Origin of the sequence: Pseudomonas sp. G(2018), assembly GCF_005502415.1 — a bacterium.
Lineage (GTDB): Bacteria > Pseudomonadota > Gammaproteobacteria > Pseudomonadales > Pseudomonadaceae > Aquipseudomonas.
In genome coordinates this window covers 69,630-82,336 of record NZ_SCOO01000009.1, presented here as the reverse complement: position 1 = coordinate 82,336, position 12,707 = coordinate 69,630, and the positions used below count along the sequence as shown (strand labels likewise).

The window sequence follows — 12,707 nt, the reverse complement described above, 5'->3', positions numbered from 1 at the left end:
TGTCAAATGACGCTTGTGATCTGCTCAGTTGCATTAGATGAATATTGTGATTTCCGAGAACGCCGGGCTCTTTATTGGCTATACATGTAACACCTCTGTTTCTAACCGTAGTCGATCTTCTTACAGGAGTTACCGTATGAAGTTAGCGTTAATGATGGGTACCGTGTGCATGGCCTCCATTGCCATGGTCGGCTGCGCCAGCAAGGTCGTTGAGCCGGACCAGTATTCCGGGTTTCTCAAGAACTACAGCCAGCTCAAGGAAGCCAAGTCGCCGTCCGGTGCCACCGTGATGCGCTGGGTCGATCCCAAGCTGGACATCAATAAGTTCACCAGCGTTTACGTCGAACCGACCCAGTTGTATCCCAAACCCCAGCCGACCGAGACAATCCCCCAGACCACTTTGAACGGCATTACCAGTTACTACGACCAGGCGCTCAAGCGTGAAATCGGCAAATCCTTGCCGTTGGCATCCGGCCCGGGCCCGGGTGTCATCGTGGTGCGTGCGGCGATTACCGCTGTCAGCAGCAAGACCGAAGGCCTCAAGCCCTATGAAGTGATCCCGATTGCCCTGGTGGCCGCGGCGGTCAGCACCGCCAGCGGTATCCGCGATCAGGAAACCGACCTGGCCACCGAAGCGGTGTTCCTCGATGGCGGCAACAATCATGTCCTGTCCCAGGTCGTGCGCAAGGGCACCGGCAAACCGCTGGAAAACAAAGCCCAGGTGATGAAGGCCGATGACGTCAAAGGCGTGGTCGATGGCTGGGCGGCGGATATGCATCAGTCTTATCTCAAACTCAAATCCAAATGATGTATAGGGGCTGATGGCCCCATCGCTGGCAAGCCAGCTCCCACAAAACCCGGTGGGAACTGGCTTGCCAGCGAAGACAGCCTGACAGGCACTGAATCACTCCCCGACAAACCACCGGTAATACGGATTCCCCCCATCCCCGCGCATCACCTCACGAATATCCCGGCCCCAGGCATCGCGATCGCCGTCATAGGCATGCAGGCTCGCCCGATAGAACTGCATCAGGCGTTGCCGGTGCGCGCTCATCCGCTCATTGAAACCCGCATCGGCATTCACCAGCGGCGCAGCTGTGTGCAGGTCCAGCAGCGCTGGCAACACCCGGGTGATCTCCTTGGCCCGGACCCACGGTGCATACTCGATGCGCGGTTGATCATCGGTTACCGGACGCGCGTCAGCGGCAAAGCGCTCCAGGCCGGCGCGATCAGTCACCCAGGTGGCGAGCAACGCGGCGGCCGAGCCGATACCGACATCCTGCAAGGTGCCGCGCACGCTGTCCTGCTGGAAGCGTTGACTGATTTTCCCAACATCCAGCTCGATCGGCTCCAGCGAGCCCACCATCAGCATCTCGTGGAACTCGCTGGTCCACAGCGTGGCGTAGGGGAAGGCATCGAGGAAACTGCGCACCAGCGAGCGCGAATCGTCGATATTTTGCGTCGGTAGCGGCAGCCACTGGGCGACCAGGCCCTGCTTCTGAAGGCGGCTGGCAGCCAGTTGGTAGAAGTCCCGGGAATACAGATTGACCACGCCGGCCGCGGAGGGCGGTGGTGGCTCGAGGGTGATCAGGTCATAGCGCTGTGTATTGCGCAGCAGTTCCTGGCGACCGTCACGCAGGCGCACATCGATACTCGGATCGGCGGCGGCATCGAAATTGCCCTTGAACAACGGCGCTGCCTTGACCACCGACGGCAGCAGTTCGGCGACGACCCGGTGCTCCAGGCCCGGATAGCGGGTCAGGGCGCCGGCGGTGATGCCGGTGCCAAATCCGATTACCAGCGCTGAACGCGGCTCGGCGTTGTGGATCAGCAGCGGCAACAGCGCCTGAACGCGCATGTAGCGCAGGGACGGCATGGCATCACCGGTGTTCGATACACCCTGGATGTACAAACGCTGGAAGGCCTTCTGCCCCTTGCCCTGGGTGACCACGGCAACGGTACCGCCACGTCCTTCCTCGTAAAAAGCCAGGCTGGCATTGCGTGCGCCCGGCAGCAGGCTGGCCAGTTTGTTCACCGGGGTCAGCAGCGCCACGGCCACCGCCAGCAGGCCGACCGCGATTACGCCCTGACGCCGACCTTTCTTGACCCCATGCCCCTTGCGCACCGCGAAATAGCCGATCCCGGCAGCGATGATCGCCAGCAATCCCAACGTACGCACCAGCCCCAGCAACGGGATCAGCACGAATCCGCAGAGCATCACGCCGATGATGCCGCCCAGGGTATTGAACGCTACCACTTCACCGACATTGCGCCCCACATGCTCGCGCCCGACGCTCAAGCGCAGGGCCACGGGGAACGCCGCGCCCAGCAGCACCGTCGGCACGAAGACGATGCTCAACGCCGCTACGGCAAAGCGCGCGCACATGCCCGCCAGTTCACTGGCACCCAGCGACAGCACCCAGGCTTCGACCAGGCTTTGCGCGAGCACGAGCCAGCGTCCGAGCACAGCAATTTCCAGCAACGCAATCAGCCCTGCACCGGCGATCAGCAGACCGAATACGCCCCAGGGATCGCGCAGGCGGTCGACCCGTCGGGCGAGCAGGGCACTGCCGAGAAACAGGCCGGTGAGGTAGGTGGCCAATACCACGGCGAAGGCATAGGTGCGGGTGCTCATGAACTGCACGATCGATTGCGACCAGACCACTTCGTAACCGAGGGCCACGCCACCGGCAATCGAATACAGCCACAGCGCCAGGCGGTCCGGCGCCTTGTCGGCTTGGTGCCGTGTCGGCGTTTCGACCGGTAGCGGGCGCTGGCGCTGGAACCACAGGGCACCGGCGGCGGCCAGCAGGTTGAGCATCGCGGCGGCCAGCGCGCTGCCACGGACGCCCAGGGTGGCAATCAGCACAAACGCGGCGAGCAGGGTCCCGACGATCGCGCCGGCGGTGTTCGCCGCATACAGGTGGCCGCCGGCCTTGCCCAGTTGCTGTGGATCGCTGGCCAGGGAGCGGACCAGCACCGGCAGCGTGCCGCCCATCAGCAACGCCGGAAGGCCGACCAGCGTAAACGGCAACACCCAGGCCAGCAGGCCGATCTGCTGTTCCAGCCAGGCAAACGGCTGGGCCGCCAGGCTCATGGCGAAGGTCGCGCCGACACCCAGCATCGCCACCAGCACTTCCAGCCCGGCATACAGCAGGACCGGTTGCTGCAAGCGGTCGGCCCAACGCCCGAACAGCAAGCCGCCCAGGGCCAGGCCGGCAAAAAACGCGCTGATCCCCGTCGTGATGGCATACACCTCGACGCCCACCACCAGTGACAACTGCTTGATCCACAACACCTGATACACCAGCGCTGCGGCACCGGAAACGAACAGCAGCAGGGCAGGAATCAACAGCGCCGGGGAGGCGACGTGAGGGGCGGGTATGGCCGACGACTTGCTGGCGACGCGTGAGGACATTGCCGATTGCCTTGTTCTGGTTCAAATACATCAGCGACTGCACCGGCCCCTTCGCGAGCAGGCTCGCTCCCACAGTAGAGCTTTGGTGAGCGGAAAATCCCTGTGGGAGCGAGCCTGCTCGCGAATGAAGTTTATGCGGTCTCCAATGGAAATAGGGCCGCTCGCCGATGAGGGCGAGCGGCGGTCGAGCGGTGTTACTTGGCAGCTTTCATTTTTTCATCGATTTTCTTGTCCACTTCCTCGCGGATCTGGTCGATGCTGAAGCTCGCCGGGCGTTGGCTAGGCGGGTAATCGACAAAGGTCTGCAGGAACATTGCGGATCTTCGGGTGGCGTCGAACAGCAGATAGTCGTTTTTGGTCAGCCAATCATAGTATTGGTCAGACACGACGTCGGCACGTTCGTAGGGGTCCATGCGCAGGTTGAAAAGCTTGGGCACGCGCAGGCAAGTGAACGGTTCGCTCCACACCTTCAGGCCGCCGGGAGCTCGCTGCTCGCAGAAGACGATCTTCCAGTCGTTGAAACGCATGTTCACCAGGACGCCGTCATCGTTGAAATAGTAGAACTCGGTACGCGCACTTTTGCCGGTCTTTCCGGTCAGGTAGTCCAACTGGTTAAAGCCATCCAAATGCACCTTGAAGTTCTTCCCGCCGACGTCAGCCCCCTTGAGCAGGCGTTCCTTGATATCGGTATCGCCGGCGGCAGCCAGCAAGGTCGGGAACCAGTCCATTCCGGAGAACATTTGGGTTGACACTTCACCGGGCTTGACCTTGCCCGGCCAGCGGATCATCGCCGGAACCCGGTAAGCGCCTTCCCAGTTGGAGTTCTTCTCGTTGCGGAACGGAGTAGTCGCTGCATCCGGCCAGGACCATTGGTTAGGGCCGTTGTCAGTGGTGTAGACGACGATGGTGTTGTCGGTGATTTTCAGGTCATCCAGCGTCTTCAACAGCTTGCCCACGTCGCCATCATGCTCGAGCATGCCGTCGGCATATTCGTTGCCCGGCATGCCGCTCTGGCCTTGCATGGATTCACGAACATGGGTGAAAGCATGCATGCGGGTGGTGTTCATCCAGACGAAGAACGGTTTGTCCGCCTTGGCCTGTTTCTCGATGAACGCCTGGGCGGCTGCTGTGGTTTCGTCGTCAATGGTTTCCATGCGTTTTTTGTTCAACGCGCCGGTGTCTTCGATCTTGCCATCGGCAAAGCTGTGGATCACGCCACGTGGAGAGGCCGCCTTGACGAACGCGGCATCATCTTTCGGCCAGTACGGACGTTCGGGTTCTTCCTCGGCATTGAGGTGATAGAGATTGCCGAAGAACTCGTCAAACCCGTGGTTGGTGGGCAGGTACTCATCCTTGTCCCCCAAATGGTTCTTACCAAACTGACCCGTCGCATAGCCATGGGCCTTGAGCGCCTGGGCAATGGTGACATCCCGTGCCTGCAAGCCGACCGACGCGCCTGGCATGCCGACTTTGGACAGGCCGGTGCGCAGCGGGGACTGCCCGGTAATGAAGGTCGAGCGTCCTGCGGTGCAGCTGTTCTCCGCGTAGTAGTCGGTGAACATCATGCCTTCCTTGGCGATGCGGTCGATGTTCGGCGTCTTGTAGCCGACCACACCCATGGAATAGGCACTGATGTTGGTCTGGCCGATGTCGTCGCCAAAGATTACGAGGATATTGGGTTTATCGGCGGCCCCGGCGGTTGCCGAGAACGCCATCACCGAAGCCGCCAGCAGGGCCGCCTTCGGTAACCATTTGCGTATGCCAGTCATATGACTTGCTCCTTTTGCTTTGCGTCGCTCGGTGCGACAAACGTTCATTGCGGTCCTGCATCACGCTTTTTATTGCACTTGCTCGGGGATGGGGGCATCGAAGGGGTAGATCCGGCGCCATTCGGCAGCCATGTCGACCACGGTCCAGCCACGGGTTTTTGCTTCGTCCAGGGCTTTGTCCAGACGGCCGATCTTCGATTCGCGGTCGTAAGCCCATTCGCGTTTGGCGTCGGTGTGGTGCACCAGGCCCATGAAGCGTTTTCCCGGCCCGGCGGCGGTCCACTGCAGCATTTGCAGGTCGCCATCGGAGTTGCCGAAGGCTAGGATCGGCCGACGCCCGATCACGGCATCGATGCTTTCCGGCTTGCCCGGCCCATCGTCGTTGTGGGCCAGTTTCGGGGTGCGCAGGATCGAGGCTCTTCCGTCCTTGTACTCAAATGCGGTGACAAAGGTGGTGCCGATGACTTGCTCGGGTGGTACGCCGTAGACCTTTTCGGCAAAAGCGCGCATGAATCCGGTATCGCCACCGGAGACGATATAGGTCTTGAAGTCCAGGCGACGCAGGTAGTCGAGCATTTCCAGCATCGGCTGGTAGATCATTTCGGTGTACGGCTTGCCGGTTTTCGGATGACGGGCCTGGCTCAGCCAGGTCTTGGCGTAGTCATCGAAGGCTTCGGTGGTCATGCCGCTGTGGGTCGCGCCGACGATTTTCAGCAGGCCGTCCGTGCCGGTCGCCGCCAGGGCCTGGTGATCATTTTCCAGTACCGCCTTGAACGGCTGGGTGGTTTTCCATTCCGGGTGTTGCGGTGCGGTGCGCTTGACTTCATCGAAGGCGAACAACAACTCGAAGTACATCGGCTGCTCGCTCCACAGCGTGCCGTCGTTGTCGAATACGGCGATACGATCTTCGGGTTTGACGAAGTCCTTGCTGTTCCGGTCGGTCACGGCCTGGACGAACTCGATGATGTTCTTTTTCGATGGGCCGTCGTTCCACGAAGGCAACGGCTCGGCCGCCTGAACCAGCAATGGCAGGCTCAGGACCAGCGTCAGTAACAACCTCAGTCCGTGATGCTGGCGGATCGAAATCGGGTTCGTCATGGGAAATCCTTCTCGTGAACGGGATTCAGTGGTCGCAGTGCGGGAGCGATTGATTCTTTGTTGTGTTCGGCATGACTATGCAGCGTAGTCAAGGATTGCCCGAGTTGAAGCAGTGCCTGATCTTTGGTCGGCTCACGGCCGTAACAGGCACGCAACAGTGCTTGCAGGCGCGGGCCGAATGCGGTCAATTTCAGGCCTTTGCGGATGCGACGGGTCCACAGATAGAGGGCGCTCAGCTGCGGCGGTTTGCCGTCGAGCTGCGGCGGGATCTGCCGCCAGGCGTAGTCGGCGGATTCCAGCCAGGCCACATGACGGGCATGACGCCGCGCTTGCCAGCCGAGGTAGGCGCGATGAATGAACGGGCGCACGAACCCGATCAGCAACGCCACGCTCACCAGCAACGCCAGCCAGCCAAGGACAAATCCCGACAGGTGCAAACGGTTCTGCTGCCCGAGTTTTCTCAGGTCTTCGGTGATCGAAAATACCGGCTGATAGGTGCTATTGGCCACAGCATCAAAGGCTACGGCAGGGACTTGAGCGATGCGGGTTTGTTGGCTGCCGGCGTCCCACCATTTCAATTCGATGGCTGGCAACGTGTGATGGCCCTTGCGGTCGATCCGGTAAGTCACGCTGTCGATGCGCTGGCCGCCGGTGAAGTGGCCGCGACCGTCGTCCAGGGTGCTGACCTGCGGGTTTTTCGGGTAACGGCTGAGGCCGCTGACATCGCCCAGTGCTGGCGTCGGCAGCGACATGGCCAGGGCGCCATCGGCTTGCAGGGTCAATTGGCGGGTGAGGCTATCGCCGACTTTCAATGGCGTGTCGGCTTTGATGATTGATTGGGTGAAACTCAACTTCTGGGCGACCAGTACCGGCTCACCGGGCGCGAACCCCGGCGGTTGCGTCGCGACAAAGTGCAACGGCTGGCTCTGCGCACTGAGTTCGGCGCTGGCCTGGCCGGGTGTGGCGCGCACGGTCAGGGCGGGGATGTCGAAACCCTGGGCCACATTCGGGGTGATCAGGAAGCTGTAGCGCATGCCATTGAAGGATTTACCGTCGAGGGTCTGGTTCAGGTGTTCGGCATGGCCGTCCGGGGGCATGACCAGTGCCCCCGGCAGTTTCAGGTCGGGCAGGGTGGGGGCGTCGGTGAACCAGGTGTCGGTGAGGATGTCGAGTTGCAGTTCGACGAGGCTGCCGACCATGGGTGGGGTGCTGGGTTGCAGGCTTGTCTGAACCCTTAATTCAGGTTCGGCGGCGAAGGTGATTGTGCTGGTCAGGCAAATGAGCAAAGGGCACAGAACTGTGGTGATTGATCTGCCGCCTTCGCGAGCAGGCTCGCTCCCACAGGGGGCTTGAGGTGCACACAAATCCTTTGTGGGAGCGAGCCTGCTCGCGAATGGCGCGACTCGGTTTCTCAGGAGGGTCATGGCCTGGCCCCCGCCTGATCCTGCAAACTGAATTTCTGTTTCAGGAACTTCGCCGGCGATGTGCTGAGGTTCTGCAGCCACTGTTCATCCGACGCCGCCTGTTGGGTTTGCAACGCCTTGCTCTGGCCCTTGCCCGGTGCCTTGTCCATCTTGATGTCGTCAGGTTTGACCTCGGGCGCGTTCTGTTCGGCGCTTTCGGTGTCTTTCTGCAAGGCGATGGCCAGGGCGAGGTTGGCCGTGGCTTCGGGGAATTGCGGTTGCAGCTTCAACGCCTGGGTGTAGGCCGCAATAGCTTCGTCGAACTTGAAGCGACGCACGTAAATGTTGCCCAGGTAGAAATACGCCTGGGGCGTTTGCAGACGCGCGAAGCTGGCCAGCGCCAGGTCGAAATCGGCGGCGTTGTAGGCGGCGATGCCTTTCCAGTACGGGTCGGCAAAATGCGCGGCGGCCTGCGGGAAGTGCTCATGTTCGAAGGCCCAGCGCCCTTGCTGGTCAGGGGTGAAGAAGGCGTCGGTCAATGCGTTGGCCTGTGCCGGGGCAGGTGGCCAGCCAAGTCCGACCGCTAATAGCAAACCGGCCATCCAGTTCAGGCTCCAGCCCTTGCGCACACTGAAGAAGGCAAGCAACAGCAGCGGCCAGCACAGCCAGTAGCCGGCGTCCTTCCAGTGCAATTCACGCTGTTCGTCGCTGGCGCTCTGGAAGTGCTGCTGGGCATGCAGCTCGACCCAGTCCAGATCGTCGTTGTCGAGTGTCAGGCTGCCCAGCGGTGCATCCACTTTGGATGCCAGCTGCTTGAGCGCGGCCTGATCAAAACTGCCCAGCGCCGGTCGACCGCTGCTATCGGTGCGCGGCTGGCCATTGGCGTCGCGGATGATCCCGCCGTCCTCGCTGCCGACCGCCAGGATCAGCACTTGCAGCGCGCTGCCTGCCAGTTGCCGGTCCAGACCGTCCAGCGCTGAAGTGTCGGCGCCATCGGTGATCAGCAGCAGGGTGCCGGGGGATTTTTCCGCGGCCAGCAGGCGTTTGGCCTGGTCGATCACTGCACTGACATTTTTTCCCGGTTTGCCGATCAGGTCGGTACTCAAGGCCTGGATAAAGGTGTCGAGCAGGATGGGATCGTCCGTGGCCGGCAGTACAAGATGCGCACTGCCGGCGTAGGCGATCAGCGAGGTGCGTGCACCGGTGCGACGCTGGATCAGGTCATGAATTTTGTGTTTGGCCGCTTCCAGGCGCGTCGGTTGCACATCGGTGGCGTCCATCGACGGCGACAGATCAATGGCGATGATCAGCGGTGCACGGTTTTCCAGAAAGTCCGGCCGATCCTGCTCCCAGGTCGGCCCGGCGGCGGCCAGGGCGCCGAGTACCAGCAGTGTGCAGACCAGGTGCACCGGTCGCAGCCATTGTCGGTCCTGCGGGGTGATCAGCAAGTGGGGCAGCAAGTGCCCGGCAATGTTTCCACGCAGACGGCGTTGCAGGTCACGGCTGCGGCGCCAGAGCAGTGGCAGAACGGCAGCGAAGGGCAGCAGCAACAGCCACAGCGGACGCAGGAAGTGGAAGTCGCCGAGATTGATGTCCATCTTAGGCCTCTTGCCGCTGACGGGCCAAGGACAGGCGCGGACGCAGCAAGGCGCCCAGGTGATAGAGCGCGAGCAGCGCAATCGCTACCCCCAGCGGCCACCAGAACAGATCCTTTTTCGGTTGATGGCTGAGGGTTTTCACCTGATGGGGCGTGAGCGTGTCGAGGGTGCTGTAGACCTGATCCAGCGCGGTGCGGTCTTCGGCGCGAAAGTACTTGCCACCGGTGGCTTCGGCGATCTGTTGCAAGCTGGTCAGGTTGACCCTGGCTTCGCCGGAAGCCTGCGGATCGCCAATGGCAATGGTGTGAATCACCACGCCTTTGGCGGCCGCCATGGCCGCCGCATGATCCGGCGTGATGGCGCTGCTGGTGTCATTGCCGTCGGTGAGCAGGATCAGCACTTTTTCCTGTTCATGAGCCTGTTCCAGCAGCTTGAGACTCAAGCCGATGGCATCGCCGATGGCGGTGTTGGGACCGGCCATGCCGATACCGGTGTCGTCCAGCAACAGCGACAGGCTGGCGTGATCGAGGGTCAGCGGTGCCTGCGGATACGCACCGCTGCCGAACACGATCAGGCCGAGGCGATCCTCATTGCGTTTGTCGATAAAGCCGTGCACCACGTCCTTCACCGCCGCCAGACGATTGATCTTCTGGCCGCTGGCATCGGTGAAGTCGGTGGTTTCCATGGATTGGGACAGGTCGATGGCCAGCATCAGGTCGCGCACCGGTTGCTGGCGTTCGATGGGTTTTTCCACGTACACCGGTCGGGCCGCCGCCAGCAGCAACAGCACCCACACCAACAGATTCAATGCCAGCTGCCGGCGATTGCTGCGGGTGCCGGCAAGACTCGGTGCCTGGCCGACCGCGCGGCTCATGGCGGCAAAAAACGGCACCCGCACCGCACTGCGTGCCTCGCGGTAGTCGGGCAGGTAGCGATAACCGAACCACGGCAATGGCAGCAGCAGTAACAGCCAGGGGTAATCAAGTTGCCACATGATGGTGCTCCACCCAGGTTTTGCAGGTGGCGAACAGTTGCTGGCGCTGTTCGGGGGGGAGGGCTTGCAGAACCGCATCAGACGCGTAGGCCAGCAGCGCCAGTTGTTGGCTGAAATCGGCGGGGAGGGGGGGCGCAATGTGCGCCTGCAGAAAGTCTTGCCAATCCATCCCGCCTAGCGCTCCCACAGGGTGATTGGTGTTGTGCATTGAGAGGGCGGTGCGCTTGAGCAACTCTGGAAGCTCGCGCAACGCACTCAAGTCATCACTGCGCTGCTGCAACTGCGCCAGCCGCACCAACGCCTCGCGCCGATAGCGATCTCGCCGCCATTGCCAATACCGCCGGGCGGCGATGATCAGCGCTGTCAGGGCCAGCAAACCGAGCAGCACCCACCAACCCCAGGTTTGCGGCGCATAGCTGACCGGCGCAGGAAGCGCGATCTCCTTGAGTTGCTCGATGCTCGGGACATTCGGATTCATCGCCGTGCCCCGGTCAGCTTGCCCAGTTCGGCGCGCAGTTGCTCATGGGCCTCGGTCGCCGTACTGAACATCATCAACGGCACCTGGCTGCGCCGCAGCAAGGTGGCAACGTCCTTGAACCGCCCACTGAGAAAATCGCCCAAGGGCTGGTGTACCTGACGGCGTTCCACCGCCAGTTCCACTTGCAACTGGCCCTGGGTGATCAGCAAGCGGCCATTTTTCGGCAGGTTCAGCGCCAACGGATCGTAGACCTGCATGGCGATCACGTCGTTGTGTGCCGCCAGCTGGCGCATCAGCTGCAAGGTGCGCTCACTGGCACCGGCAAAGTCGCTGACGATACAGATCAAGTGATCGTGCCCCGCCAATGCCAGACATTGCTGCAACACCTTGTCGAGCTGGTCTTCGCCTTCGGCGTCCGGGTTGGCGGCGTTCAGCTCCCGGTTCTGCTGGACGATGCGGCTGCACAGCGCTTCGATCCGTGTACGGCTGCGCAGCGGCGCGACACTGTCGATGCGCCGGTCGTTGAACACCAGCCCGCCGACCCGGTCACCTGCGTTGAACACCATCCACGCCGCCATGGCCCCGAGCTCGGCGGCGACGGCGGATTTGAAGCTGCGTTGCGAGCCGAAGAACATGCTCATGCGCTGGTCCACGAGGATCAACGCCGGGCGGTCACGCTCTTCGGTGAAGGTGCGTACCACCGGTTTGCCGGTGCGCAGCGAGGCGCGCCAGTCGAGGTGACGCAAATCATCGCCGGGTTGATAGCGACGCAATTCATCGAAATTCAAGCCACGGCCACGCAGGCGTGAGGCATGGTTGCCGGCCAGAATGCTGCCCCGGGGCTGACGCGCGAGAAAACTCAGGTCACGGGCCTTGAACTCCAGGGCCATCAACTGCGCCAGGGAGACATAGACCAGACCATCGGCATTCACGCAGGAATCGCCACTTTGTCGAGCAGGCGGTCGAGTACCTGATCGGCAGACACACCGTCGGCCACCGCGTCGTAGCTCAGGTGCAGGCGATGGCGCAGCACCGGGTGCACCACGGCGCGTACGTTGTCCGGCGAGACGAAGTCCTGACCCTTCAACCACGCATCGGCTCGGGCGCAACGGTCCAGCCCGATACCACCGCGCGGGCTGGTGCCAATGGCGATCCAGCGGGCGAGGTCGGCGTCGTAGTCCGCCGGGTGGCGCGTGGCATTGATCAGATCGATCAGGTAACGGTCGATGGCCGCCGACACGTGCACCGCGCTGACTTCCCGGCGCGCGGCGAAGATCACATCCTGGGCCAGTGCGAAGCCCTGCACCGCAGCGGTCCTGGCACCGTGGGCCTGCTCTTCTTCGCGCAACAGGCGCAGCACCTGGCTTTCGTTGTCGGCGCTTGGGTAATCGAGCAATACCTTCATCAGGAAACGGTCCATCTGCGCTTCCGGCAACGGGTAAGTGCCTTCCTGTTCGATCGGGTTCTGGGTGGCGACCACGATGAACAAATCCGGCAGCACATGGCTGTTACCGGCCACGGTGATCTGGCGTTCTTCCATGGCTTCGAGCAACGCGGCCTGGACCTTGGCCGGCGCGCGGTTGATTTCGTCGGCCAGGATCAGGTTGCCGAACAAGGGCCCGGGCTGAAACCGGATTTCGTTTTTGCCATCGACCTGATGCAGCACCTCGGCGCCGGTGATGTCAGACGGCAACAAATCGGGTGTGAACTGGATACGACTCATCTTCGCATCCAGGTGCCTGGCCAGCGCCTTGACCGTGCGGGTCTTGGCCAATCCCGGCAGGCTCTCCAACAGCAAATGCCCGTTAGCCAGCAGGCCAAGCAGGATTTGCCGGATCACCTGATCCTGGCCAAGCACGGCTTCGGCGATGCTGGCTTGCAGGGCGTTGAGGTCATTGAGTGCGGTCATGCTGCCTCCTGGAAAAGCGCCAACGTCAGATCGACGCGAT

10 protein-coding genes are annotated in these 12,707 nt (G+C 62.0%); 1 reads left to right on the top strand and 9 read right to left on the bottom strand.

Going from position 1 to position 12,707, the window contains the following annotated elements; genetic code table 11:
* Positions 1-136 precede the first annotated feature (136 nt).
* Complete coding sequence (locus tag FFS64_RS11855) at positions 137-808, top strand: DUF3313 domain-containing protein (protein WP_137805532.1); 672 nt, start codon at positions 137-139, stop codon at positions 806-808.
* 96 nt (positions 809-904) lie between these two features.
* Here the strand turns inward: FFS64_RS11855 and FFS64_RS11850 are convergent, their stop codons facing one another.
* From FFS64_RS11850 to FFS64_RS11810, 9 genes are all read right to left on the bottom strand, one after another.
* Positions 905-3,418 carry a fused MFS/spermidine synthase gene (locus FFS64_RS11850; protein ID WP_137805531.1) on the bottom strand — a complete coding sequence of 838 codons (2,514 nt, stop codon included), beginning with the start codon at positions 3,416-3,418 and terminating at the stop codon, positions 905-907.
* Between the two features lie 194 nt (positions 3,419-3,612).
* On the bottom strand, positions 3,613-5,187 hold the full coding sequence (locus FFS64_RS11845; protein ID WP_095194093.1) for an arylsulfatase: 1,575 nt from the start codon (positions 5,185-5,187) through the stop codon (positions 3,613-3,615).
* Between the two features lie 69 nt (positions 5,188-5,256).
* A complete protein-coding gene (locus FFS64_RS11840) occupies positions 5,257-6,285 on the bottom strand; it encodes an HAD family phosphatase (RefSeq protein WP_137805530.1) in 1,029 nt (342 codons plus the stop codon).
* Positions 6,282-7,709 (bottom strand): BatD family protein, encoded by a 1,428-nt coding sequence (locus FFS64_RS11835; RefSeq protein WP_137805529.1) that lies wholly within the window; start codon positions 7,707-7,709, stop codon positions 6,282-6,284. Before FFS64_RS11835 ends, FFS64_RS11840 begins: the two co-directional genes overlap by 4 nt.
* Entirely contained in the window at positions 7,706-9,286 is a 1,581-nt protein-coding gene (locus FFS64_RS11830; protein WP_137805528.1) for a VWA domain-containing protein, read from the bottom strand. Before FFS64_RS11830 ends, FFS64_RS11835 begins: the two co-directional genes overlap by 4 nt.
* Position 9,287: 1 nt before the next feature.
* On the bottom strand, positions 9,288-10,280 hold the full coding sequence (locus FFS64_RS11825) for a VWA domain-containing protein (protein ID WP_137805527.1): 993 nt from the start codon (positions 10,278-10,280) through the stop codon (positions 9,288-9,290).
* Positions 10,267-10,758 (bottom strand): DUF4381 domain-containing protein, encoded by a 492-nt coding sequence (locus FFS64_RS11820; protein ID WP_137805526.1) that lies wholly within the window; start codon positions 10,756-10,758, stop codon positions 10,267-10,269. Before FFS64_RS11820 ends, FFS64_RS11825 begins: the two co-directional genes overlap by 14 nt.
* Positions 10,755-11,690 carry a DUF58 domain-containing protein gene (locus tag FFS64_RS11815; RefSeq protein WP_137805525.1) on the bottom strand — a complete coding sequence of 312 codons (936 nt, stop codon included), beginning with the start codon at positions 11,688-11,690 and terminating at the stop codon, positions 10,755-10,757. Before FFS64_RS11815 ends, FFS64_RS11820 begins: the two co-directional genes overlap by 4 nt.
* The gene (locus tag FFS64_RS11810; RefSeq protein WP_137805524.1) at positions 11,687-12,667 is read right to left on the bottom strand and encodes a MoxR family ATPase; all 981 of its coding nucleotides are present in this window, start codon (positions 12,665-12,667) and stop codon (positions 11,687-11,689) included. The genes FFS64_RS11815 and FFS64_RS11810 overlap by 4 nt, the downstream gene beginning before the upstream one ends.
* Between the last annotated feature and the right edge of the window lie 40 nt (positions 12,668-12,707).

Coding starts and splice junctions, on each gene's coding strand:
- FFS64_RS11820 (WP_137805526.1), bottom strand. CDS start 10,758: ATGAATCCGAATGTCCCGAGCATCGAGCAACTCAAGGAGATCGCGCTT.
- FFS64_RS11830 (WP_137805528.1), bottom strand. CDS start 9,286: ATGGACATCAATCTCGGCGACTTCCACTTCCTGCGTCCGCTGTGGCTG.
- FFS64_RS11855 (WP_137805532.1), top strand. CDS start 137: ATGAAGTTAGCGTTAATGATGGGTACCGTGTGCATGGCCTCCATTGCC.
- FFS64_RS11845 (WP_095194093.1), bottom strand. CDS start 5,187: ATGACTGGCATACGCAAATGGTTACCGAAGGCGGCCCTGCTGGCGGCT.
- FFS64_RS11840 (WP_137805530.1), bottom strand. CDS start 6,285: ATGACGAACCCGATTTCGATCCGCCAGCATCACGGACTGAGGTTGTTA.
- FFS64_RS11850 (WP_137805531.1), bottom strand. CDS start 3,418: ATGTCCTCACGCGTCGCCAGCAAGTCGTCGGCCATACCCGCCCCTCAC.
- FFS64_RS11825 (WP_137805527.1), bottom strand. CDS start 10,280: ATGTGGCAACTTGATTACCCCTGGCTGTTACTGCTGCTGCCATTGCCG.
- FFS64_RS11810 (WP_137805524.1), bottom strand. CDS start 12,667: ATGACCGCACTCAATGACCTCAACGCCCTGCAAGCCAGCATCGCCGAA.
- FFS64_RS11835 (WP_137805529.1), bottom strand. CDS start 7,709: ATGACCCTCCTGAGAAACCGAGTCGCGCCATTCGCGAGCAGGCTCGCT.